This is a genomic window from Brevibacillus formosus (assembly GCF_003013405.1).
Classification (GTDB): Bacteria; Bacillota; Bacilli; order Brevibacillales; family Brevibacillaceae; genus Brevibacillus; species Brevibacillus formosus.
In genome coordinates this window covers 186,096-211,383 of sequence record NZ_PXZL01000020.1, presented here as the reverse complement: position 1 = coordinate 211,383, position 25,288 = coordinate 186,096, and the positions used below count along the sequence as shown (strand labels likewise).

24 protein-coding genes and 1 other annotated feature are annotated in these 25,288 nt (G+C 47.9%); of the genes, 22 read left to right on the top strand and 2 right to left on the bottom strand.

Going from position 1 to position 25,288, the window contains the following annotated elements; genetic code table 11:
• Positions 1-4: 4 nt before the first annotated feature.
• A complete protein-coding gene (locus tag C7R91_RS19010) occupies positions 5-187 on the bottom strand; it encodes a YszA family small membrane protein (RefSeq protein ID WP_047072845.1) in 183 nt (60 codons plus the stop codon).
• Positions 188-437: 250 nt separating this feature from the next.
• Between C7R91_RS19010 and C7R91_RS19005 the strand changes: the two genes are divergently transcribed.
• The 22 genes from C7R91_RS19005 to C7R91_RS18895 all read left to right on the top strand — a co-directional run bounded on the left by C7R91_RS19005 (position 438) and on the right by C7R91_RS18895 (position 24,651).
• The gene (locus tag C7R91_RS19005; protein WP_047072844.1) at positions 438-1,640 is read left to right on the top strand and encodes a PP2C family protein-serine/threonine phosphatase; all 1,203 of its coding nucleotides are present in this window, start codon (positions 438-440) and stop codon (positions 1,638-1,640) included.
• A gap of 27 nt (positions 1,641-1,667) precedes the next feature.
• Entirely contained in the window at positions 1,668-2,906 is a 1,239-nt protein-coding gene (locus C7R91_RS19000; protein WP_047072843.1) for an ATP-binding protein, read from the top strand.
• Positions 2,907-3,014: 108 nt separating this feature from the next.
• Positions 3,015-3,341 (top strand): STAS domain-containing protein, encoded by a 327-nt coding sequence (locus C7R91_RS18995; RefSeq protein ID WP_007726674.1) that lies wholly within the window; start codon positions 3,015-3,017, stop codon positions 3,339-3,341.
• A gap of 58 nt (positions 3,342-3,399) precedes the next feature.
• Positions 3,400-3,641: a binding site (T-box leader), on the top strand.
• Positions 3,642-3,698: 57 nt separating this feature from the next.
• Positions 3,699-6,371 carry a valine--tRNA ligase gene (locus C7R91_RS18990; protein WP_047072838.1) on the top strand — a complete coding sequence of 891 codons (2,673 nt, stop codon included), beginning with the start codon at positions 3,699-3,701 and terminating at the stop codon, positions 6,369-6,371.
• Between the two features lie 43 nt (positions 6,372-6,414).
• Positions 6,415-7,788 (top strand): bifunctional folylpolyglutamate synthase/dihydrofolate synthase, encoded by a 1,374-nt coding sequence (locus tag C7R91_RS18985; protein WP_047072836.1) that lies wholly within the window; start codon positions 6,415-6,417, stop codon positions 7,786-7,788.
• Position 7,789: 1 nt separating this feature from the next.
• Complete coding sequence (murC, locus tag C7R91_RS18980) at positions 7,790-9,172, top strand: UDP-N-acetylmuramate--L-alanine ligase (protein ID WP_047072835.1); 1,383 nt, start codon at positions 7,790-7,792, stop codon at positions 9,170-9,172.
• A 462-nt stretch (positions 9,173-9,634) separates the two neighbouring features.
• Entirely contained in the window at positions 9,635-10,630 is a 996-nt protein-coding gene (locus C7R91_RS18970; RefSeq protein ID WP_047072833.1) for a ketoacyl-ACP synthase III, read from the top strand.
• 113 nt (positions 10,631-10,743) lie between these two features.
• Positions 10,744-11,178 (top strand): prepilin peptidase, encoded by a 435-nt coding sequence (locus C7R91_RS18965; RefSeq protein ID WP_047072831.1) that lies wholly within the window; start codon positions 10,744-10,746, stop codon positions 11,176-11,178.
• Between the two features lie 118 nt (positions 11,179-11,296).
• Positions 11,297-12,589 carry a hypothetical protein gene (locus C7R91_RS18960; RefSeq protein WP_047072830.1) on the top strand — a complete coding sequence of 431 codons (1,293 nt, stop codon included), beginning with the start codon at positions 11,297-11,299 and terminating at the stop codon, positions 12,587-12,589.
• A gap of 159 nt (positions 12,590-12,748) precedes the next feature.
• Complete coding sequence (locus C7R91_RS18955) at positions 12,749-12,988, top strand: DUF4321 domain-containing protein (protein ID WP_007726664.1); 240 nt, start codon at positions 12,749-12,751, stop codon at positions 12,986-12,988.
• 8 nt (positions 12,989-12,996) lie between these two features.
• Positions 12,997-13,584 (top strand): Maf family protein, encoded by a 588-nt coding sequence (locus C7R91_RS18950; protein WP_047072828.1) that lies wholly within the window; start codon positions 12,997-12,999, stop codon positions 13,582-13,584.
• A gap of 101 nt (positions 13,585-13,685) precedes the next feature.
• Positions 13,686-14,384, top strand: coding sequence for a RadC family protein (gene radC, locus C7R91_RS18945; protein WP_047072826.1), 699 nt, complete (start codon positions 13,686-13,688; stop codon positions 14,382-14,384).
• A gap of 156 nt (positions 14,385-14,540) precedes the next feature.
• Positions 14,541-15,584 (top strand): rod shape-determining protein, encoded by a 1,044-nt coding sequence (locus C7R91_RS18940; protein ID WP_016739188.1) that lies wholly within the window; start codon positions 14,541-14,543, stop codon positions 15,582-15,584.
• A gap of 14 nt (positions 15,585-15,598) precedes the next feature.
• On the top strand, positions 15,599-16,558 hold the full coding sequence (gene mreC / locus C7R91_RS18935; protein WP_047072822.1) for a rod shape-determining protein MreC: 960 nt from the start codon (positions 15,599-15,601) through the stop codon (positions 16,556-16,558).
• Entirely contained in the window at positions 16,558-17,082 is a 525-nt protein-coding gene (mreD, locus tag C7R91_RS18930) for a rod shape-determining protein MreD (RefSeq protein ID WP_047072820.1), read from the top strand. Before mreC ends, mreD begins: the two co-directional genes overlap by 1 nt.
• A gap of 21 nt (positions 17,083-17,103) precedes the next feature.
• The gene (locus C7R91_RS18925) at positions 17,104-19,536 is read left to right on the top strand and encodes a peptidoglycan D,D-transpeptidase FtsI family protein (protein ID WP_047072819.1); all 2,433 of its coding nucleotides are present in this window, start codon (positions 17,104-17,106) and stop codon (positions 19,534-19,536) included.
• A 151-nt stretch (positions 19,537-19,687) separates the two neighbouring features.
• The gene (gene minC, locus C7R91_RS18920; protein WP_047072942.1) at positions 19,688-20,365 is read left to right on the top strand and encodes a septum site-determining protein MinC; all 678 of its coding nucleotides are present in this window, start codon (positions 19,688-19,690) and stop codon (positions 20,363-20,365) included.
• 20 nt (positions 20,366-20,385) lie between these two features.
• On the top strand, positions 20,386-21,180 hold the full coding sequence (minD, locus tag C7R91_RS18915; protein ID WP_012685557.1) for a septum site-determining protein MinD: 795 nt from the start codon (positions 20,386-20,388) through the stop codon (positions 21,178-21,180).
• A gap of 58 nt (positions 21,181-21,238) precedes the next feature.
• Entirely contained in the window at positions 21,239-22,369 is a 1,131-nt protein-coding gene (locus C7R91_RS18910) for an FtsW/RodA/SpoVE family cell cycle protein (protein ID WP_047072817.1), read from the top strand.
• A gap of 310 nt (positions 22,370-22,679) precedes the next feature.
• Entirely contained in the window at positions 22,680-22,880 is a 201-nt protein-coding gene (locus C7R91_RS18905) for a cold-shock protein (protein ID WP_005832370.1), read from the top strand.
• 156 nt (positions 22,881-23,036) lie between these two features.
• Entirely contained in the window at positions 23,037-23,822 is a 786-nt protein-coding gene (locus C7R91_RS18900) for a M23 family metallopeptidase (RefSeq protein ID WP_047072815.1), read from the top strand.
• A complete protein-coding gene (locus C7R91_RS18895; protein WP_047072813.1) occupies positions 23,815-24,651 on the top strand; it encodes a M50 family metallopeptidase in 837 nt (278 codons plus the stop codon). The genes C7R91_RS18900 and C7R91_RS18895 overlap by 8 nt, the downstream gene beginning before the upstream one ends.
• A gap of 10 nt (positions 24,652-24,661) precedes the next feature.
• Here C7R91_RS18895 and aac(6')-35 read toward each other — a convergent pair whose 3' ends face one another.
• The gene (gene aac(6')-35, locus C7R91_RS18890; protein ID WP_047072810.1) at positions 24,662-25,201 is read right to left on the bottom strand and encodes an aminoglycoside 6'-N-acetyltransferase AAC(6')-35; all 540 of its coding nucleotides are present in this window, start codon (positions 25,199-25,201) and stop codon (positions 24,662-24,664) included.
• Positions 25,202-25,288: the final 87 nt, after the last annotated feature.

The window sequence follows — 25,288 nt, the reverse complement described above, 5'->3', positions numbered from 1 at the left end:
TTTTTTATAACCATTCAAGAGTGATGGCAACGTAGAGCATGGCTAGCAAACCGAGAAGGATGACATCAAAAGAGGTAGGAAACACAACCGTTCGGACAAACTGAAAAACCAAAAGCGGAAACAGCACCTGTTTGCAACCGTATTTAATCCGTAAATACGTGGGGTTATACTTCCAACGAAAATTCATCACAATCACCTCATTCCAGCATATGCGCGGCAACTTTGGACAGTGTCTACAACCTTGCGAAAACGCCTAAAACATTTTCATGGAAAGTAGATAGTGGTTTGAATGGTGCCCGAAAAGGGAAGGTGTAGGGCAGGAAGGCTAGGACGAAACGAATAAAGGTGATCACAATGTTTTTGAAAATTGCCAAAACCCTTTTCGCAATTCCCGAAAGAAAGAATTATGCTAAAGTGTGTATGGGAGTGGCCCGGGGATGAATCATCAATTGGTCAAACTAATGGAATTGAAACAGAATTACGAGTATCTCGTGATGACCAGCAATGAGCAAAGCAAGCGCCAAGTCAATTACGAGAGTCTCATGCCATTTATAGAAGAGTTGGTCGATACGTGGTTCGTGAAAATGGACAAGCCGTGCTTTCTGTCGATCTCGTTTGAATCAGCTCTAGGCGTTGTCTATTTTCGAATCGAGCGTGGCAACAAAGAAAGCACAAAAGTGCAGCGTGAAGTAGAGGAGCGCATTGTTGTGTCGGAGCATTGTGATACCGCTCAAGCACCGCGTTATGTACGCTTGTTCGCCAAGAGTAACGTCAATGACCGTGATCTAAAGGAACTGGAGAAATCTTTTTATGGGCTGCTCCTCGTGAACATTCGGGCGTTGATCCTCAGATGTCAACAGGACCAGTCATCAGGACAGCGAGAAATCGAGATGGAGATGAAGCTGGCTAGACGCATGCAGTCGATGCTCATTCCCACAGAAGAATTGCAGTTGACCAGTTTGCGAACAAGAACGGTTTACGTACCAGTCGATTATGTAGGCGGCGATTACATCGATTATAGACAAATCAATGATCGCTACACCTGTTTTATCATTGCGGATGTGTCTGGGCACGGTTTTTTGGCCAGTATTTGGGCAACGGGGATTAGGATTGCCGTACGGCAGGTTTTGCAGTCCAGCTATTTGCCGGATGAGATTTTGGAAAGACTCAACCAGTTGCTTTATGCAGATTTGGTGAAAACCCGTTCTTACATTACGATGCTGGTTGCTGTCTATGATGAAGTGGAACACAAAATTCGATTTAGCAGGGCAGGACATCCACAGCCTTTTTATTTGTCCAAATCGAATCAAACCGTTTTAGCCTGCAAGGGTGGGGTAGGCCTAGGGCTTTCGCCCGATAGCACGTACCAAATGGAGGAGGTACCCTTAGAAGAAGAGGGCATGCTATTACTCTACACAGACGGTTTAATGGATATAGGGAGAAAAGATATGTTTCGAGGCAGCAGGCATTGGCTAGAAGAACTAACCTCCTTATTACATGCGCCTGGTGACAGTAAGCAGGAGTCGATGAATCGAGTTGAGTCCTACTTAATGGAGATAACACAGCAGCGACAACAAACAGATGATATTTCTGTGTTGATTCTTCAATTTGAGCCTGAAGAGAGTATAGCCCTCGTGTAGTTGCGTCAGTGAATAGGAGGATGAACTGTGATTTTGTGTGAGCGTTGTCCGGACAATCCCACTTGTGATAATTGCCTTGTCGCGCTACGTTCTGGCGGTGCAGCGAATAAAGTAGTTCCGCCTCGCACTGTAAAGGTGACGAACCTAGCAACGATGGAATCGTTCCAGGCGAAGCTGGTAGCAGTGAGTCGGACGACCATTGGGTTAAGCAGTTCTGATCATGTTTTGCACGGACGCATAGAAATAGAGCTCGCCTATGATTTCCGAATTATCGGTAGCGGATTGCGTGGTATAGCAGGTGATCCGTACCACATTATCGATATCGAAAAAGTTTTGCGACGGGAAGATGTCCTGGAGCGATTGCTCCTGGAAGAATTTCACACGTGGCACATGAGTGGCGAATTGGACCCTACAGACGTCTTGTTACATTGGAAGGATCGAGACGACGAGCGGGGGCGATTAATAAAAGAAGAGATTCAGAAGTTATCCATACTGCGTCAGATCGAGACCATTTTCCTCTATCTTTACGATGAAGGGCAAGTGCGTCCGCTCGGTGACGCTCGTGCGAATGTGGAAGTAGAGCGAGAAATGCAACGACTGGTTGAAGAAGCGGCTGGAACGGGTGGACCTGTGAGGGAGCAGATTGTCACAACGGATGGTACAAAGGTGTTCGATTTATACACATCTGTATTGCCGGATCGGACCTGTGGAATCGCTTTGATTGATGTCACCGCTGTCATTGCAGAAGAACGAAAACGCAAAAGACGGGAATGGGAGATATACAGAGATATTCTCGGTGTGGTCACAGAAGGTAAGCTGTTGCTGCTTAGTGATGAAGAATTATTTTTCTTGCTTCGGGAAGGGAATAAGCTCTTGGCGATCGATATCCGTTTACCGGAGCAACTTGCAGAACTGCGTAAATTGTTCAAGCAAGCCTTGGAGCCACTAGGCATTTCGGATAAACGATTGCTGCAGTTTCTCGTTGCGGTCAACGAAGCGGCTTCCAATACGTTGAAGCACGGAAATGGCGGTGTGGTCACGTTATACTTATCGAATGACAGGCAGATGTGCCGGGCTGTGATCCATGATGAAGGGCAAGGAATTTTGCTCGAGGACATTCCGCGGGCTACCCTACAGCAAGGATTTTCTACTCGCCACTCGCTTGGGGCCGGTTTTCACGTGATCCTGCAATACTGTGATCGTGTTTATTTGAGCAGCTCGCTGGCAGGGACAAAGCTTATTCTTGAATGTAGCCTTTCTCGTTAAAGCAACGATTTCCAAAAAGCCAAATGTTTGCAAGTGAATGAAAATGGGTAATATAGTAAAAGGACGAGCAGATTGGGTGTACCGATACCTATTGAGAGGAGTTTGAGCATGGACTACCGCGCAACAGAGGCGAACGGACAGGCTACATTGTTTTTCGTCGGAGAGTTGGACATGGCTGTAGGAGATCGAGTAGGTGAATTGCTCCAGCAGTATGGAGGGCGAAATCAATCCGTTACCGTCGATTTTCAAGGTGTCTCCTTTGTAGATTCTTCCGGTATTGGAAGCCTGTTTTTTACCACGAAAGAACTGTTGGCCATGGGCAAACAGGTAGAAATCGTCAATGTCCGAGAAGAAATTCTCGATATTTTGGGCGTTCTCGGTTTTACCGAAGCACTGGGCATTGCAGTTGGAAAAGTGGGCGAAACCCGGGTTTGACGCCAAACAGCGTGATTGTATATAATAGTGAAAGCTAACAATAAGACAACTACATACGATATGAACGATGAGTGGGAAGAGTAAGTCAGGACACCTTGGCAGAGAGGAGAATCAGTAGCTGCGAGATTCTCTAAGGTCATGAATGGCTGAAGGTCGCCCAGGAGTTTTTTCGGTGAAAGCATGTGCCTAGCCGAGACCGGTTCGCAACCGTTATCTTGTCAGAGTGAACACACCCTAAGCATGACGTTTATTGTGTGTTAACAAAGGTGGTACCGCGAAAATAATCCTTTCGTCCTTTGCGATGAAGGGTTTTTTTATTTTTTGCAAAGCAAGTTATGCGAATAGGAGGAGTCGTACATGTCTACACAGCCAACAACCGACATCGACCAATTGCTGCCGAAAAACTATGATCCAAAAGCAGCAGAAAACAAATGGTATCCGTATTGGATCGAAAAACAATTTTTCAAGGCAGAACGTGACCCGAATAAACGTCCGTTTACCATTGTTATCCCGCCACCGAACGTAACTGGTAAATTGCACTTAGGCCACGCACTGGATACGACATTACAAGATATCATTACGCGTACCAAGCGTATGCAAGGCTACAGCGCCTTGTTCTTGCCAGGAATGGACCACGCTGGTATTGCAACCCAAGCACGGGTAGAAGCTACCTTGCGTGAAGAAGGCATCTCTCGTCATGATCTGGGCCGCGAAAAATTCGTGGAAAAGGTATGGGAGTGGAAGCACATTTACGCTTCGCATATTCGTGAACAGTGGGAAAAGCTCGGTCTTGCCCTGGATTACTCCCGCGAGCGTTTTACCATGGATGAGGGCTTGTCCCAAGCTGTACGCGAAGTATTTGTTCGCCTGTACGAAAAAGGCTTGATCTATCGCGGTAACCGCATCATTAACTGGGACCCTGCTGCTCGCACGGCTCTGTCCGATATTGAAGTAATTTACAAGGAAGTAAAAGGTGCGCTGCATCACATGCGTTACCCATTGGCAGATGGCACCGGTTATATCGAAGTAGCTACAACCCGTCCTGAAACAATGCTCGGTGATACGGCTGTAGCGGTACATCCGGAAGATGAGCGTTACAAGGACATGATCGGCAAAACCGTGATTTTGCCAATCGTAGGACGCGAAATTCCGATCGTAGCCGATGAGTACGTTGATCCTGAGTTTGGTTCTGGCGCAGTAAAAATTACGCCAGCACACGATCCGAATGACTTTGAATTGGGTCTTCGCCATCAGTTGCCACAAATCGTTGTCATGGATGAGACGGGCACGATGAATGAGCTGGCAGGTATCTACAAGGGCTTGGATCGCTTTGCATGCCGCAAGCAAATCATCAAAGACTTGACTGAGCAAGGTGTTATGTTCAAGGTTGAGGAGCATATTCATCAGGTTGGACATAGTGAGCGCAGTGATGCAGTTGTAGAACCATACCTTTCTACCCAATGGTTCGTAAAAATGCAGCCTTTGGCTGACGAAGCACTGGCTAATGCAAATAGCCCTGAGAGTGTGAAATTCGTCCCAGAGCGCTTCAAGACAAACTACCTGCGTTGGATTGAAAACATCCGCGACTGGTGCATCTCCCGCCAGCTTTGGTGGGGGCACCGAATTCCTGCATGGTATTGCGGAGAGTGTAACGAGACGATTGTATCTCGCACAGATGTGACTGAGTGCCCAAGCTGCCACAGCCACAAGCTGGAGCAGGATAACGATGTTCTCGATACATGGTTCTCCTCTGGTCTATGGCCGTTCTCGACACTGGGCTGGCCGGAGGAATCCGAGGACATGAAATACTTCTATCCAACGAATGTCCTGGTAACAGGCTACGATATCATCTTCTTCTGGGTAGCTCGCATGATGTTCTCTGGTCTTGAATTTACCGGGAAAAGTCCGTTTGAATCCGTTTTGATCCACGGCATTATTCGCGACTCCGAGGGCCGCAAAATGTCCAAATCACTCGGCAACGGTGTCGATCCGATGGAAGTAATTGAGAAGTACGGAGCGGATGCGCTGCGATACACACTGGCGACCGGGAACTCCCCAGGGAATGACCAACGCTTCTATTGGGAAAAGGTCGAGGCAAACCGCAACTTCGCGAACAAGATTTGGAATGCGTCCCGTTTTGCCTTGATGAACCTGACTGACTTCAAATACGAGGAAATTGATTTGAGCGGTGAGCTGTCTACACCAGACAAATGGATTCTCTCCCGCCTGCAAGCGACAATTGCAGATGTAACCCGTCTGTCTGACGCATTTGAATTCGGTGAAGCAGGCCGTGTGCTTTACAACTTTATTTGGGATGACCTGTGTGACTGGTATATCGAGATGGCGAAGCTGCCGCTGTACGGTACAGATGAAGCGGCAAAGAAAACCACGCAATCCGTTCTGGTAACGGTTCTGGATCAAACGCTCAAGCTGTTGCATCCGTTCATGCCGTTCATCACGGAGGAAATTTGGCAGGCATTGCCGCACCAAGGCGAAAGCATCACAGTGGCGCCTTGGCCAATCGTTAACGAGCAATGGATTTTTGCGGAAGCAGAAAGCGAAATGAACCAGTTGATGGATATCATCCGCAGCGTACGCAACATCCGTGCAGAAGTAAACGTACCGATGTCCAAGAAAATCGAGCTCTTGATCAAGCCAAGCGATGCATTGTCCGCTGAGCGACTGACACGCGGTGAGCACTATCTCACTCGTTTCTGCAACCCTGAGCGTCTGGAAATCAGCTTGGATCTGGCTACGCCTGATAAAGCGATGTCTGCTGTGATCACGGGAGCAGAATTGTTCCTTCCACTGGCAGGCTTGATCGATATCGAGCAAGAGCTGAAGCGTCTGGAAAAAGAAGTAGCGACACTCAACGGCGAAGTGGAGCGCATTGAGAAAAAGCTCAACAATGCCGGATTTATGGCCAAGGCACCTGAAAAAGTAGTCGAAGAGGAAAAAGCGAAGATGGCAGACTACATGGATAAACGGGATAAGGTGATTGCACGACTTGCTGAATTGAAGGGCGAATGATCCGCCATACCATCGCATATTTTTGAGAATGGAGCATTGTGGTATGCATGCAGAAGAAGGGTTTGTAGAATACACGCAAGCGCTCGACTGGCTGCATGGACTGCTCAGGTTCGGTCAGCGGCCGGGGCTTGAGAGAATGCAGTGGGTTTTAGAGCAACTAGGACATCCTGAGCGGAGAATCCCATTTATTCATGTGGCTGGCACCAATGGAAAAGGATCAACCTGCGCATTCCTGACGCAAATGCTGATGGAAGCCGGATATAGTGTAGGTACATTTACCTCTCCCTATTTGGTTGATTTCCGTGAACGTATCCGTTACAACGGAAGCATGATCGCGGAAGAAGACCTATTGCAGCTGGTGAATGAAGTCAAGGTATGGGTGCAACGATGCGAACAAGAAACAGAGTTCGGTTCTCCTACCGAATTTGAAGTGATTACGCTGATCGCCATTCTTTATTTTTCAAGAGTGGCGAGACCAGCGGTAGTCGTATGGGAAACGGGACTGGGCGGGCGATTGGATTCGACGAACGTCGTCCTTCCGCTTGTTTCAGTCATCACGAATATCGGCATGGACCATACACAAGTGTTGGGAGAAAGCCTGGAAGAAATTGCCCGGGAAAAAGCGGGGATTATCAAGCCGGGTGTTCCTGTAGTCACAGGTGAGGGTAGGCCGGAACTTCTCGCGGTTTTTGAGGAGCGCGCGAGACAAACGAAGAGTACGCTATACCATATAGGTGAGCATTTTCAGGCAGAACAGGTACAGGAGCAGCTGGGTGACCAACAGTTTCGTTACAGAAGCATTCACCGTCGTGAGGAAGCATCCTACCGTCTTACCATGAATGGCATTCACCAAACAACCAATGCAGCCGTTGCTTTAATGACCATCGATGTCCTGCGAAATTACTTCTCTTTCTTGCTGGAGGAAGAAGAAATATCTCGCGGTTTGCAACAAACGCGTTGGCCTGGTCGTCTAGAAGTCATCTCTCCAAGACCAATGGTTATCTTGGATGGGGCACACAATCAGGAAGGAATGGAGGCACTTGTAAGCAGTCTGGATCGGTTGCTACCGGATGGAGTACAGTTGCATTTACTCTTTTCTGGATTGGCAGATAAGCCGCTTGCCAAAATGGCAGAGTCGCTCGTGCCAGTAAAGTCAAAAATCAAAAAGCTGCATGTGACAACCTTTGACTTCCCGCGTGCAGCCGAAGCCAATAGCTTACAAGAGTCGTTTTTAGCCGGTGGCTGGGAGCGAGAGTTTCTCGATGCAGTCCCAGACTGGCGGGCGTTTCTCCTTTCTTGGATGCGGGAGAAGCAATCAGCGAAGGCGGATGACTGGTTGGTCGTCTGCGGTTCGCTCTACTTCATCGCCCAAGTACGCGCATTCTTTCCCACTATAGTAGAAGAGGCAGGTGAATAGGGTGGATCAGGCCCAACACGTCCACTTTGTGGGCATCGGCGGTTATGGCATGAGTGCCATTGCCCGCGTCTTGATCGACCTTGGATACAAGGTAACCGGCTCCGATGTCGCCATGAACGATTTGGCGAAAAAGCTGGAAGCAAGAGGGGCGGTCATTCATATTGGCCATAATGCTGCCCACGTGGAGGGAGCAGACAGCATCGTATACTCCACCAGTATTTCCAAAGACAATCCTGAGGTGATCGCAGGCCAAGCACTAGGAATTCCGGTCATGCACCGTTCCCAAATGCTTGCTCGCATATTGAATGAACGCACAGGAGTAGCAGTAGCCGGAGCACACGGCAAGACAACTACGACATCGATGATCTCTCACGTGCTGGAAGAGTGTGGTGTAGACCCGACTTTCATCATTGGCGGTGAATTGATGAGTGCTGGTACCAACGCAAAGGCAGGTGCCAGTGACTATGTCATTGCCGAGGCAGACGAGAGCGACGGTTCCTTTTTGGAATACAGACCGATGTATGAAATTGTGACGAGCATCGAACCAGATCATCTGGAGCATTTCGATGGCGACTTCAACAATTTGAAACAGGCGTACGTCCAGTTTTTGAGCCATCTCAAACCGGATGGAAAAGCGATCCTGTGCATCGATGATCCACATGTGCGCGAAGTCATGCCGTCCGTCGAAAAAACGGTCGTGACGTATGCAGTCGATCCAAACTTTGTGGCACAAGCACAGTTTTCTGCCACTTCGATTGAATGTGGAGATCGTTGCAGCACGTGTCAGATTTATCACAAGGATGAGCGGTTGGGTGAATTGTGTCTCGTAGTCCCAGGCAAGCATAATATTGCAAATGCACTGGCTGCGATCATTGTTTGTCTGGATATTGGCCTTTCCTTTGATAAAATTGCACAGGCACTGTCTACTTTTAGCGGTGCCAAGCGCAGATTTCAAATTATCGGGGATGCACGAGGAGTCCTTGTCGTAGACGACTACGCGCATCATCCGACGGAAATTATCGCTACACTAAGCGGGGCAAGGGCATCGGGCAGACGTGTGATCGCAGTGTTCCAACCACAACGCTACACACGCACGTATTTCCTCATGGATGAATTCAGCCGTGCCTTTGCAGAAGCAGACGAAGTGATCATCACGGATATCTACTCCCCAGCGGGAGAAGAAAAAATCGAAGGAGTAACCTCCGAGGTGTTGGTGCAAAAAATCCGCACCAACAGCCACCCGCGTGCGCAGTACATTCCGACGAAGGAACAAATGCAAGAGCATGTCTTCAAAGGATTGCAAGAGGGCGATCTCGTGTTGACAATGGGTGCGGGAGATATTTGGAAATCCGCTTACTGGCTGGCTGAAAAGCTAGAAAAATAACGGATAAAGACGTATGAAGACTTGGAACCTACGGGTTTCAAGTCTTTTTATTTACTATCGTAAAGTTTTTGCGAAATACTACTAAGAATGATCTACCTATATTTTAAAAGGCGTCGATAAACCAACCAACCAAGCTAGTGAGAAGAAAAAGCACAGGGCTCGCAGACCTTGACAACGCCTACCCAGTCGGAACTACAAAAAGGGGACCACGCTTGTCGAACACTTCTTCCTTGAGAAACTTCCGCCCGTAGGGTGGCTTTGGCTCGACGGTCCCCTTTTTGTAGTGGAGACGCCCAGTGAATCCCCCCTTGTGGGCGTGTCAGAGTCGAAGAGAACTGTGCTTTTTCTTCTCCTCCCCTATGTTGACTCAAACCAAAATGCCATTATTCCGAAAAAAATTAGTACCAGATACTAATATCTAGTGTTATAATCAGATCATAAAACACGGAAGGTGATGATCCGATGATGACAAATGCAAGCCCCTTCAAGTCGCGAATTACCGCCATCGGTACGTATGTGCCGAGTCGCGTTCTTACCAATACAGATATGGAAAAGCTAGTGGATACATCGAATGAGTGGATTTTGCAACGAACGGGTATTCATGAGCGCCGTATGGCAAGGGAAGATGAATTTACCAGTGATCTGGCTATCGCTGCTATCCACGATATGATCGCGAATTACGGGAAGGATGTCCGTGATGTCGATATGATTTTGGTGGCGACCAGTACGCCAGACTATCCATTCCCAAGTGTCGCAAGTCAAATCCAGGCGCATTTTCAAGTCGAACAGGCGGGAGCCATGGACCTCTCCGCTACCTGTGCAGGATTTACGTATGCCCTTCATACGGCAAATGCGCTCATCAGCTCTGGTTTGCATCGCAAAGTGTTGGTGGTCGGCGCAGAAACGCTAACAAAAGTAACTGATTACACGGATCGTACGACGTGCATCCTGTTCGGGGATGGAGCGGGTGCGGTGCTAGTTGAGCAGGACCCTACAGCTTCTGGATTTTTGTCCGCCTATTTAGGCTCAAAGGGGGACGGTGGGATTCATGTATATCGATCGGGCTTGTCAACGCATATGGACGGACGAGAATTGAGCGGGAATGGATGCATGGTCCAAAACGGGAGAGAAGTGTACAAGTGGGCAGTAACAACTGTTCCAAAGGGAATGCAGGAGGTAGTGAGCCGGGCGGGCAAGACGCTCGAAGATGTCGACTGGTTCATCCCGCACAGTGCCAATTTGCGCATGATTGAATCCATTTGTGAGAAGAGTCAGTTCCCTCTCGATAAGACATTGTACAGCCTGACGCATTACGGGAACACATCAGCGGCTACCATCCCATTGTCGCTCGCCTTGGGGATCAAGGAAGGCAAAGTAAAAGTAGGGGATACGATCCTGATGTATGGATTTGGTGGTGGTCTCGTCCACGGAGGTCTTTTGTTCACTTGGAATCCGTAAAAGAGATCGTAAATCGAAAATAGAGAAGCTGTCCAGAATTGTTCTGGGCAGTTTTTTTGTCCCAAGAATGGTAGATATCCTTTAAGGACATTTTTCGACTGGGGGAAGAAAAAATGCCTAACGCTGCGATATTATTCGGGCTCTGCCTTTACCTCTCATGGGTAGACTTGCGTCACAAACGAATACCTAATCGTGCATTAGGTGCAGGGTTAGTATTGATTTCGATTATGGAGTATGTTCTTTCTTCACCGATGGAATGGCTGATGGCTGGATTTTTTGCGATTCTCTGTTTACTGGTGTTTGGATGGATCAGCTGGTACAGGCCGCTCGCACTTGGGATGGGGGATGTGAAGCTGTTCGCTCTCGTTTGCTATGGACTTGGGGTTCGCGATTTTGTAGTTGTTCTTACGGTTGCGAGCTTGGCAGCCTTGCTCGTGTCCCTCGTTTGGCTGCTGATACGAAAAGGAAGTATAAAATGCGAAGTGCCGTTTGCGCCTTTTGTGACAATTGGGTTAGCTGTCCTTTTGTTTATGAGCGAAACCTCTTGAACTGGCATGGAGAATAGCTAGTAGAAACAAATTCGATAGAATCACTAGATAGAAGTCATAACCCGTCCGAGCCAAACGTATGCTAGTACAAAGAGCCTGTGACTAGGAGGGCAAGCGTATGAGCGGACAAAATAAAAATCGTGTGACGGTCAAAATGAACGGAAGGTTCTGGGATGAAAAGCGGGACGACATCCCAAAGGAAGCGAGTAGAAAGCGCACCCCAAAGGATGATACCCCACGCGTTCGTTTTCAAGCTCCTCCTTTACCGTTTACTGACCCGTTTAAAGAGAAGGGCAACGAAGCATGGGAGCGCATGATGCAGCTACGTGGAGTTGCGGCGAAAGAAACAAAGCCGAATATTGAATTCGATCAAACGTCAAACGCCTCCAATGAATCCGATTATTCCTTCGAGGATACCGAAGAGAAGGCATACAGGAGTAGTCCGATGAGTCGAATCGCATCGTTATGGCCAAAGGGGCCCTTTTGGCGCACGACTTTAACAACAGGTGGGGCTGTAGCAATTGGCCTCTTGTTCGGATTTCTTGTTTTGACGGTCTTTTCCCAAAAGGAGTTTTCCGAGTCTTACGGCAATGTTCTGAGTGAAACGGTTCAGACACTGACCGCGCCAGGTGCAAGCCCTGAACAAACGGCTGGGAAAAATGGCGTAGCAGGTCCCGCTTTGCCTAATGAAAGTCACCAAAAGCAAGGTGCGTCGACGAATGGTAACGCAGTGGGTCAAACAGCGGTAGCGCTACAACTGCCAGCCGTTAACATGTATGTTGCACAGGCAGGAGTATTTCAGCCGGATGCATCGCCACAAACTGCTGTAGAACCACTGGAGAAGGCCGGTATTCCTCACCTGCTTTATAAGGACGCAAGCAAGCAGTACATGTTTGCCGCTGCTGCTCCCACAAGAGATGCTGTGCTAGGCTTTGCTGCCAGCTTGAAAAACAAAGGCATGGATATATACGTCAAAGAATTTTCCTTTCCCGCTTTTGAAGGGTCTGTCCCTGTCGGAAAAGCTGCCAACGCATCTGGTGACCCTAACGTGAATGCGTTTTTCACCCACGGAGTCAAGCTCGTCCAAACACTTTCAGCGCAATCAGGGCTGATCATTACGACGGGTCAACTATCGCCAACGGCAAAAGAAACAGCAGAATTAAAAGAAATTCACCGCCAATTTCTGGAGGAAAGCCGTAAACTGGAAGCAAAAGAAGCCTGGAAGCCATTGCTAGATGGGATGGTAAATGGGGTGAATCAAGCACTTGCAGCCAGGGACAAAATGGCAGAAGCGAGCGCGGGTAAAAAGGTGGAAAGCGCTGAATCCTATGCGTGGCAAGTGCAGGCGGGTGTCCTTGCCTTTTTCGAGAGCTATGCCAGCTGGATTCAAAATGCTCGTTCATCCACATAAATGCATGTTTATATGGTCTTCCGCAAGGTTTTCTTGCAGGAGGCCTTTTCTTTCTATACAGTAACTACCAAGAGCAATCAGGGATTGTTTCGCTTCTCCCCATTTGCTAAACTTATGTTTGGCAAAAAGAGAATCCCTTATAAAAAGGGAGTTGGGAAAATGGGGAAAGAAACGCTTACTCTCGTGTTTCTGTTGGTGAGTGGACTTTTGTTTGGCAGCATCATCGGGGAGATTTTAAGTCCCTGGCTACCTTTTTTGACCAAGAGCAAAGAGATTACTTGGTCGCCTGCGGCAGATTTAGAAATTTTGAAGTACGAACTGAACTTTCAGGTAAAACTAAATCTAGCCAGTATCGGAGGCTTAGCCCTCGCATTTTGGATACATCGACGAATAAAGTAGGTTGAAAAATGACGAAAAAAAATGTTCCTCTCATTCTGGCTTCATCTTCGCCGCGTCGAAGGGAGCTTCTGCAAACTTTAGGCTTATCATTTACCGTCATCACCAGTGATGTAGATGAGACGACAGCAGAGCATTTATCTGCGAGCGAAGTAGTAGAAGAATTGTCTTTGCGCAAGGCCAAGGAAGTGGCTTCTCGCTTGACGGAAGGCGTCGTTTTAGGATCTGATACGGTAGTCGTTCTTGATGGCCAAATACTGGGCAAGCCTGTTGATGAAATGGACGCATATCGTATGCTGTCCATGCTCCAGGGGCAAGAGCACACCGTTTATAGTGGAGTCGCCTTGATAGATGTGGAGACAGGCCGTGCGGAAGTCTCACATAGTCTTACACACGTAAGAATTCGAGCTTTAACCGAGCAAGAAATCAAGTCGTACATTGCGACAGGTGAGCCGATGGATAAGGCGGGCTCATACGCCATTCAGGGTATTGGAGCCACGATCGTGGAAGGAATAAACGGAGACTACTTCACTGTTGTTGGTCTTCCGTTAGGCCTAACGTCTGCTCTTTTGACACGTTTTGGGATGCCTATATTGTAAAGTTGTCATGCTTGAAGCAAGCGGCGACGGCCATACGCCTCATGAACATCTCCATGTCAGCCGTTTTCGATAATGTGAATAAGGCTGGAGGCGGAATTAAAATGGCAACAAATACCTGTAACAAAACGTTGTTGAAAAACGTCCCTTACTATGACCGTCCACGTGAACGACTGCTTCGCGAAGGAGCGGTCCATCTGTCTGATACTGAACTTCTTGCCATTTTACTGCGGACAGGCAGGGAACAAGAGACGGCTCATCAGCTGGCTCAGCGCTTGTTAGCTAGGTTTGGAGACCTGCGTGGTTTAGCCCAAGCCTCTCATGCTGAGTTAACAGAGCTAAAAGGAATTGGTCCAGTCAAAGCGATTGAATTGCATGCTGCGTTTGAGCTTGGGCGTAGATTGATGGGAGTGCCGCGAGAGTATAGGGCTTCTATCCGTTTACCACGGGACGTAGCAGATTTGATGTCGCCAGAGCTTGCTCATTTGACACAGGAACATTTTGTCTGTCTCTTTCTGAATACCAAGAACCACGTGATTGGCAAGCAGACGATTTTTGTAGGCAGTCTGGACGCTTCCATCGTACACCCGAGAGAAGTCTTTAAAGAAGCGATCCGTCGTAGCAGCGCATCGGTGATATGCCTACATAACCATCCGAGCGGTGATCCGACACCTAGCAGGGAAGACATCGCGATTACGCATACATTGCGTGACGCCGGTGAACTGGTGGGGATTTCATTGTTGGATCATGTTATTATCGGGGAAGGCAAGTACGTTAGTCTCAAAGAGCAAGGGTACTTGTAGCATGTTTTTACGTGCAAGACATATCATTGATACGTCTATGAATTCTTGTGCGAATGAAAACCTTCCACAAAAACGCGGTCGCTCTACCTTGGAGAGGCCTCGAAAGAGGTTCTCTTATGCTTGTCATTTGGATTAATATTTGGAAGGAGTTTTTTTATGTTTGGTGGATTTACACGTGACTTGGGGATTGACCTCGGCACTGCCAATACACTTGTTTTTGTGAAAGGGAAAGGAATTGTGGTGCGTGAGCCTTCTGTTGTAGCGATTCGTACTAATAACAATTCCATTGAAGCAGTAGGGAATGCAGCGAAAAGTATGATCGGTCGTACGCCAGGTAATATCGTAGCGGTTCGCCCAATGAAAGACGGGGTTATCGCTGACTTTGATACAACTGCGACAATGATGCGCTATTTCATCAATCAAGCACAAAAAAATCAAGGGCTGTTTACACGACGTCCAAACGTAATGGTCTGTGTACCTTCGGGAATTACTGCGGTGGAAAAACGCGCGGTCGAAGATGCTACGAAGCAGGCTGGAGCGAAGGAAGCATATACGATTGAAGAGCCGTTTGCAGCAGCGATCGGTGCAGACCTGCCAGTGTGGGAACCGACTGGTAGTATGGTCGTTGACATTGGCGGCGGTACGACAGAAGTTGCAATCATTTCTCTCGGGGGGATTGTTACATCCCGCTCCATTCGTGTGGCCGGGGATGAGATGGACGAGGCGATCATTCAGTACATCAAGCGCCGTTACAACTTGATGATCGGGGAACGGACAGCAGAAACCCTTAAGTTGGAGATCGGCTCTGCGATTGCTCCTGATGAGGTCGAAAACGTTGACATTCGTGGTCGTGACCTTGTAACCGGATTGCCAAAAACGCTCTCGGTAAGCAGCACAGAGATTGCGGAAGCATTGGCGGAAACCATTTCTGCTATCGTGGAATCAGTGAAGGTAACACTCGAAAAAAGCCCGCCTGAGCTCGCGGCGGACATCATGGATCGTGGAATTGTACTCACAGGCGGCGGTGCGCTCTTGCGTAACATGGATCGCCTGTTAAGTAAGGAAACGGGTATGCCCGTACATGTCGCGGAAAACGCACTGGATTGCGTAGCGATTGGAACAGGTCGTGCATTGGAGAACATTCACCTGTTCAAATCCAAGCAAGGCATCACCTCTTCCCGACTAAAACGGGGTAAATAAACGGAGGGTAGGGCATGTCGTTTTTCGGGAATAAGCGGCTTATCATTGTACTTGTAGGCTTGGTCCTGCTTATCTCCGTCGTGGGCTTCACTTCTCGTGAACGGGTTAGCCTGACCTGGCCAGAAATGTTCTTTAAAGATACCTTCAGCGTGGTGCAGGGCTTTTTCTATCGCCCTGCCCAGGCTGTTTCTGGCTTTTTTCAGGAAATAGAAGAAGCGTACGGCGTATATGAAGAAAATAAGGCGCTTAAGGCAAGCTTGGATCAATACGCCCGTCTAAGTGCCGAATTGCACACACTCAAGGCAGATAATGATCGCCTTCGAGAAATGGTGGGGGCAAAAGATTCACTTAGATCTTACAACCTTCACTTTGCGGAAGTCGTGGCGAGAAACCCTGATACATGGAACAACGTCGTTACCATCGATCAAGGATTAAAAAGTGGCATCAAAAAGGATATGGCTGTCATTACAGCCAAAGGAATGATTGGGCGCGTACAAAGTGTTGCCAATTTTTCAGCCACGGTTGAATTGTTGACGAGCTACGAGCGACGTGACCACATCTCAGCGGATATTTTGACGGAGCAAATAGTCGACGGCAAGCCTGTGTACCGTCAAGTTAGTGGTGTCATCGAAGAATATGATCCGCAAGAAAGATTGCTCGTCATGCGCAAAATCCCTTGGGGACAGGCAATTAAAAAAGATCAGCAAGTTATTTCATCAGGTTTGGGAGGAGTTGTCCCTCGCAATTTGCCAATTGGCTATATTGTTCGCGTCCAACCGGATGATTACGGCTTGACTCAAACCGCCTACATCCAGCCAAGCGCTGATTTTTCACAATTGAATGAAGTCATGGTTGTGGAACGAGACTTCACAATCGCTCCCAATGGTGAATTGATCCCGCAACAGCCAGCCGGCCAGAAACAAACACAGACAACTGTGCCTCCGGCTCCACCTGCAAGCGGGGGTGGTCAGTAATGGCTCGGTTTTTATTGACGTTGGGCGTCGTGATTATGTTTGTTTTGGAAGGAACTGTGATGCAAGTATTTTCACCTGATACATGGGGTCTGTCTTGGATGACGGTACCCCGGTTTGCGCTTGTCTGCTGCATTTTTATTTCGATGTATCTCGGCAGGCGCGAAGGTTTGTATTACGGGATCGCCTTTGGATTTTTACAAGATGTCCTATTTGGGCAATTAATTGGAATCTATACCATGTCCATGATGGTGGCCAGCTACTTTGCAGGGATGATCGTTCTTTTGTTCCAGAGAGGATTCGGGATGGTTTTCATTACTAGCTTCCTGATTTTGTTCGGACATGAGTGGCTATTGTATTCGTTATTCCGTTTGTTTTCCGCTGCCCCCTTCGATGTTCGATGGATTTTGACGCATCAAATTTTGCCTAGTGTGCTGTTTAATCTCGCTTTTGGCTTACTGGTATACTTTCCGATCAAGAATGTATGCAACAAGATTCTGGCGAAGAAGGAAATGCACATGCAGTAAGGACAAAGGAGAGGAGAGTTCGTGGAAGAAGTTAAAGAACCGAAATCAGACATACCTATTCGGCTCAATATATTGTTTGTGATTGTATTTATGTTCTTCGCCGCCGTTATTTTGCGGCTGGCCTTCGTGCAGCTGGTGGAAGGTGAACAGTACAAGCATGAATTGGAAAAGTTCAGTATTCGTGAACTGCCGATTTCCGCTCCTCGCGGCCGCATCTTGGATAAAAATGGCGAGGTACTCGTTTCGAATAAGCCTGTGTACACTGTTCAATACGTTGAAGAACAAGGGCAGGACATTGATGAAGAGAAAGTCGCGGATCGTCTGGCAAAAATCCTCATCCCCGATGGCGGCAAAATTGGTACGGACAAGGAACTGTTAAAAAAGACGATTGAACTGAGATCAACTTTGCCAGTTGCTTTCAATGCGCAAGAAACAAACGATCTCAAGGCAAAGGTTGCAGGGAAGTTAAAAGTCGTTCCGAAAGTAGAGACCGTCGATCAGATGTCTGATTTTGATCTGGTAAAAACTGCCGTATATCTGGGGATGCGCGTTCGTTCTCCTTTTGATGACAAGGAGAGAGCAGACCTTTTTAAGAAACTGAATGCAGCCAAGCCAGGTACACCCGCTATTACGGAAGCGAACACTTCGGACTTCGAGCTGCTGAAAATGGCGATAAACGCCAATATGACCCTCGCTCTGAAATTGGACAAAGAAGATCGCAATGAGCTCGCCAAAAAAGTGAAGGAGCAGATCGGAGCTTTGCCAACACCCCAAGGCTTAGCAGATAAGTCTGACATGGATTTGTTGCGCTATGCCTCATTGTTCGACATGGATATCAAACTGCCGTTGACAGAGCAGCAACGCCAATTTCAGTGGCACAAGCTCTCTTTGCTGCAGGAGATGCGTTCACCGCAGATGGCCAGCTATATTCCGAGACGTGTCAAGGTCAACATCACTGAGCAAGAAATGTTCCAAATCGAAGAACGACGAACCGAGCTGCCGGGAATTAGTGTGGAGCTGGAGCCTGTTCGCCAAATTTTCGAAGATCCAGATGGTTCGGCATTTGGTACTCACTTTCTCGGGTACATCAATGCGATTCGTCCTGAGAGCTTGAAAGAATATCAGGCACAAGGCTACAACGCTATCGACCGTGTCGGTGTAACCGGGCTGGAGAGCTCCTATGAACGTTATTTGCGCGGCAAAAACGGGATTATGGAAGTGCACGTGAACAAAAATTCGGAGACGGTAGAGAAGCAGATGCGCCAAGACCCTGAACCTGGAAACGATCTTGTTTTGGCTATGGACTGGCGTTATCAAAGCAAGGTAGAGGCCATCTTGAAAGAAGAGGTTGAAGCATTCAAGAAGCGTCCGTCTACACCAAAAGAATTTAAAGACGCACATGTATTGGTGATGAATCCAAATACGGGCGAAATATTGGCGATGGCGAGTTATCCAGATTACAATTTGAATCTGTATTACGACCGCAAGAAATTCAACGAGAATTACGCCTCGCTTATTTTGCCGAACGAATCAAACCGATTCATTTATACACCGTACCCACCTGCTTCTACCTACAAACCACTGTCTGTCATGATTGCGCTTCAGGAGGGGCTGACTACACCGAACGAAGTCATCTATGACCGAGGCGGCTTGAAAGTCGGTAACACGTATAAACGCAACTGGAAAGCAAGTGGTCATGGACCTGTTAACGCTCGTCGTGCTTTGCAGGTGTCCAACAATACGTATATGTACGAAATGGCGATTCGTTTATCAAGAAAAGGGAAAGATGGCTGGGAGAAGCAGTTCTCTGTCTATGATTACTACAATGCCCAGTTTGGTCTTGGTGTGAAAACGGGTGTGGATCTGCCGAATGAACATACCGGTTGGGAAAACCAGAACTTGTACTTCGGGAACTTGGCCGACGTGATGATCGGTCAATATGACCTGTTCACGCCGATGCAGCTGGGTCAATACGTATCGACCATTGCCAATGGAGGATATCGGGTACGCCCCCATCTTGTAAAAGAAATTCGCAAAGGAACCACCGATCCGAAGAAACCAGGTCAAACACTCTCGGTTATTGAACCAGAAGTGCTCAACCGGGTTGATATCGATCCGAAGTATATTCAGGTGGTAAAAGAAGGGATGCGGTTGGTAACTCAGCCAGGTGGTACCGTTCAACGATTCAATGGGTTGCCTTTCACGGTTGCAGCCAAGTCTGGTACGGCACAAACGTCGCAGCCAGCGGAAAACGCACTGGTTGTCGGCTTTGCACCTTATGAAAATCCTCAACTGGTTTTCGTCGTCGTTGCGCCGAACAGTTTGAGAGATGGTACATCCAGTTCTGATGCTACTGGTCCGATCTCGCGTCGATTGCTCGAAGCTTACAATGAACTGAATCCAGGTGTCCTTACTGGTGGGGTTCCGAAGCCGAATCCACCGTCCTCTAGGTAACCGCAATGGTTGTCCAGGGCAATTAAGCCCAAGCGAATAATCGAGTCAAGCTCTTGTAAAACGCCACCATCTGACCCGATTCGGCAATTTTTTCACGCAGAGCAGGAAAAATCTTTCTACATGGCGAATGGTATCGGTCGAGGTGAAACCGGTGACGACTGTGAAAAGCAAGGTCACGATCAAAGGGACTAAAGAGGGGCTCGTCTTCTTTATGGATGATACCTGTTCCTTCGACGAACTGCTGGCCGATATGCGTGAAAAAATAGAGCATAGCCACCAACAGATTTTGTCGGGGCCACTCATTCGGGTATCTATAAAATTGGGAAAACGATACTGCTCACCCGAGCAACAAGAGCAGTTGACTCAAATTATTCGAACGAAGGGCAACCTGGTGATCCATACAATCGAATCTGATTTGATCACGCGGGAAGAAGCTATGGCTGAACGCCTGAAAACCCATTTTTCCATACAGGTAAATACGGTACGCTCTGGGCAAGTTCTGGAGTTTGACGGTGATTTGCTCTTATTGGGAGATGTCAATCCCGGGGGGACGGTTCGCAGCACAGGAAGCATTTACGTGCTGGGGCATCTCAGAGGGTACGCGCACGCAGGTATTTCCGGTGACTCACAGGTAATTATTGCGGCTGCAGTCATGAGTCCTACACAGTTGCGGATTGCAGATGTGATTAGCAAGCCGGGTGAGGAATGGACGAATAATTCTGGAGGCACAGAATTTGCCTATCTGGAAAATGAGATCATGCTGGTAGCGAAAATGAACTACTTGTCGCGAATCCGCCCTGAATTGGGTGAGAAAAAGCGTGAGGGTTGAGGGAAAGAGGAGGAACGGACGTGGGGATAGGAATTGTCATAACTTCCGGTAAAGGCGGCGTGGGTAAGACGACCACTTCCGCCAATTTGGGAACGGCGCTCGCATTGTTGGGACAAAAAGTGTGCATGGTAGATACCGATATTGGCTTGCGCAATCTGGATGTAGTCATGGGACTTGAGAACCGAATTATTTATGATCTGGTAGACGTTGCCGAAGGCGCATGCCGACTGCCACAAGCTCTGATCAAAGACAAGCGGTTTGAAAATCTGGCATTGCTCCCGGCTGCTCAGACCAAGGACAAATCCGCAGTAACTCCTGAGCAAATGGAGGAAATCATTACGCAGCTGAAGCGGGAATATGATTATGTCATCATAGATTGCCCTGCGGGTATTGAGCAAGGCTTCCGCAATGCGGTGGCAGGAGCAGATCAAGCAATCGTCGTGACTACACCTGAAAAAGCCGCTGTGCGCGATGCTGATAGGATTATTGGCCTATTAGAGCGAGAAAAAATCGGAATGCCTAAGCTGGTGATCAACCGCGTTCGCTCCCATATGGTGAAAAATGGCGACATGCTGGATGTAGAAGACATTTTGGATTTGTTAGCCATTGACTTAATTGGCGTAGTGCCGGATGATGATCATATCATTAAATCCGCGAACCAAGGTGAGCCGGCTGTGATGAACCATGAATCGCGTGGTTCCATCGCCTATCGGAACGTTGCCCGACGCCTTTTGGGTGAAGCTGTTCCATTGCAACCATTGGAAGAAAAAGCGGGCGTGTTCCACAAAATGCGTAAATTCTTTGGATTAAAATAGGTAATACTTGGCTCCCTTCTTTCTATAGAGGGGAGTCACGTTTTCTAGGAGGAAACGGATGGACCTGGAAAAACGTCATTTAAAAACAATTGACTGGACCATCATTTTGATTTTGGCAGGCCTAGGTATCTTCAGTTATCTGGGGATTTCCGGTTCTGCGGCAGGTGTAGATAAGGCGCATCAGCAGGTCCTTTGGTATGTCATTGGCTTTATTGTGCTGGGTGTGACATTGCTATTTGACTATCGCCTATTCCACAACATGGCTTATGTCTTATATGCACTCGGTCTGATTCTTTTGATCGGGGTATTTCAAACGAAGCCCATTAACAATACGACGAGCTGGTATAACCTTGGTATTATCTTGTTTCAGCCTTCTGAACCGATGAAGCTGTTCACGATCATAACGGTGGCCCGCTTCTTGTCCAAGAGGGCAAACGATCCGGACCGCTTTTACTACTTTTACAAACTGATTCCGGTAATGGCCTTGGTTGGCGTACCATTGCTTTTGATTTTGGTTCAGCCCGATTTGGGTACCGCAATGGTCTATACGGGTATGCTTGCCACTATGCTAATCGTTGGTGGTATACGGATGAAGCATGTATTGTATATGGGTGGACTGGTCGGCAGCTTTTTTGCCGCTATGACACTATTGTATCAATACAAGCAGGATATCTTTTTCAAGATTATCAAGCCGTATCAATGGGATCGGATCGTCTTTTGGATGAACCCCGATCTTGAACCGATGGGACGAGGCTTCCAGCTCAAGCAAGCATTAATTGCTATCGGTTCAGGGCAACTGTTCGGAAAAGGGCTTGAAACGCCGACACAAGCGAGCTTTGGATGGGTGCCGGTAGGAGAAAGTGATTTTATCTTTACGGTCATTGCAGAAAAGCTGGGCTTTGTCGGAGCAGGATTGCTGATGATTTTGTTTTTCGTCTTGATTTACAGAATGATTCGCATTGCCATGGAGGCAAAAGATCCGTTCGGCGCCTACGTTGTCGCGGGTGTCGTAGGGATGCTCACCTTCCAGATCTTTGAGAACATCGGGATGACGATTCAGTTGATGCCGATTACGGGTATTCCGCTTCCGTTCATTAGCTACGGAGGGAGCTCGCTTGTAACCAACTTTCTGATCATTGGTGTGGTACTCAACATTGGGATGCGCAAGGACAAGTTGCGTTTTGATTAAAGAGTTTGTTTAAAAAGTCTTCAGGTTCTCGCCACTTTCTCCGTGCTGAATCGAAGACTTTTTGAACACTCACGAAATGCGTGACAAATGCAAATACTTATGCTAAAATCATCCTAAGTTAACCATTTTTACAAGTTATAGTGTTTGATTGATTGGTATGGAGTCGTACGTATTGTGAGTGACGTCACCAATTGTCAATCGCAATTCGTATGACTTTTTTTCCTTGACGCAAAAGGCTTATCTGTAAAAAAGAGGTTAACGCTACACTCTTTCGCCTCGTGGGGCGTAATGTTCAGGGAGGTTTTGTTTCATGCAACAAGGTATCGTAAAATGGTTTAACGCAGAAAAAGGATACGGCTTCATCCAAGTTGAGGGTGGCGACGACGTATTCGTACACTACAGCGCAATCCAGTCAGAAGGTTTCAAATCTCTTGATGAAGGTCAAAAGGTTGAGTTCGAAATCGTTCAAGGTAGCCGTGGACCACAAGCTGCTAGCGTAACTAAACTGTAAAATTAACGATTCAAAGGCAGTCTCTCAATAGGGAGACTGTCTTTTTTGCGTGTTTCCACCCGATACGCTGGGCATTGGAGAGGGGGGACGGCCGTCATAAAGCAGGTAGACAAGTCATAGGATGATACTAAAGGCTTGGCCTGCGGAGGGATGGACATGTTTGAAAGAGTAGATCGTGTAAAAGAAAGACGGAGGGAGCGTTTGGAACGAATCCGATCACAGTCACGAGACAGCTACACTCCGTACGTTGATGATTGGAAAGATCCGATCGAAGAAACGCCAAACCCATTCAGTTACTCGCCGCGCGAGAACGATCTGATGGACCAGCCACCGTCCCATGAAAAGTGGGGCGTGCAAATTTTAGCATCTGTCTTGTTGATTGGTGCTGCTTATGTATTGTTTCAAACAACGCTGATCCCTGCCTCTTGGAAAAGCTCCGCGAGGGAAGTCATGACACGGGATTTTAATTTTTCAGGAGTAGCGGACTGGTATGAAGCGAGATTTGGTCCGATTCCGACGATGCTTCCTTCGATACCTACCAATCCGCCTGCCGTGCCAGCCACGAGCACAACGAAGGACGCAGGTGCTGTGTGGAAGCTCCCCAGTAGCTGGAAAATCGTAAGATCCTATGATCCAGAGAGCGCAAATGTGATCCTGAATACAGGAATGAACGATCAAATCACGATCGGAGAAGCGGGCTGGGTTGCTTTTGTCGGTGAAAAGCCTGATTATGGGACGACAGTGATTGTTCGTCTAACCAAAGGGCGGGAAATATGGCTGGGCAATCTCGATAGTATAGGGGTGACGAAGGACGAGGTTCTTACACCTGGTAAAGTCATAGGAACCGCTCGGGTAATGGATCAGACATCACGTCATCTGTATGTAGGGGCGAAAGTGAATGAGCAATTTGTCAATCCCCTGGAAGTGATTCCGTTTGAGTAGGGGAGGCTGGCTCGACATTCGGTTTCGCATTCATCTGCTATTTTGGGCGGTGATTGGCTTGTCCGTGGTGACAGGCCATTTTTTGGAGGTCATTACGTTGTTTGTCATCGTGCTAATCCATGAATTGGGGCATGTAGCGATGGCGCGTGAGCTCGGATGGTCCGTAAAAGAAGTGCAGCTTCTGCCCTTTGGCGGAGTAGCGACAATGGAAGACTCGTACGCAACAGATCCAATGGATGAGATTGTCGTGGCACTCGCAGGGCCCTTCTTAAATATGGTGATGATGGCTGCCTCGTATTTGTTTTGGTTTATGGGGATATGGACAGAAGAGTGGGCCCGCTTTTTCTTGGTAAGCAATTTGACGATTGCACTGTTTAACCTGTTGCCAATCTGGCCGTTGGATGGCGGGAGAATCTTGTTGGCTGTTCTATGCTGGTTTATGTCGTATAGGCAGGCAACGATGATATCGATGACAGGGAGTACGCTGTTTGCAGGGATCATGGTGGGGATGTCCAGCTTGGAGTTGAAGTACAACATAGCAGTTATCGGGATTTATTTATTGGTGTTGAACATTCAGGCATTTTTACGGTTTCCTTATCAATTTTTTCGCTTCCTGGTGGAAAAGTACGACCGGCAGCGAGAAGAAGCTGCTGTTCAAGCGATACGCGTGCATCCCGAGGAAACGGTACTAGCTGTCTCGCACAAGCTGCGGCGGGGATGCTCCCATCTCTTCTACGTGCAAGGGGCGGGTCTCTTGGCAGAGGAACAGCTTTTGCATGCCCTTTTGTTTGAGCAAAAGCACGATGCCGCAGTGGGCAAGCTCCTATAGTCTTTGGTCCTTAATCAGCAGGAGCGATCCATTCCATCAGCCAGCAATCACGCATGCTTCCTTCGTGCCATTCGTGCAGAGGAAGCTCTTTTACTTTTCGAAAGCCACATTTTTCGTAGCAACGGAGGGCTCGTTCATTCCAGGCTTGCGGGTCAATCGCTACTTTTTGTACACGTTTTTCCGTGTGGAGATAGTGGAGGATGGCTTTAACGAGCTGAGTGCCGATTCCACGATTCCAGTAAGCAGGCTCTCCGATGAACTGGTCCATGCCGTAGACAACATCGTCTTTTGCATACCCATACAATTGTTTTTCCGGGGCATCGAGTGGATAAAATTGGGCATAGCCAATTGGTTTGTCCGTGTACAAAATCAGGCAGCGGGTTTCACCGTCCTCTTCCGGAAAAAAGCTTTGCTGCACGAGGGACTCGTCATGTGGACGATCGCGACCTTCATAATAGGCCAAAACGCGCTCGTCAGAAAGCCATTTGACTAGGTGAGCGGTATCGTTGGGGGATAATGCTCTTATTTTAAGATCACCAGCATGAATCATGGTTTCTCTCCTTTACCTTGACTTGGTAGCTATGTTAGATTACTTCCTATGAGCCCGGTTATCCTTCTTTTGGGCAATGTTTGCACG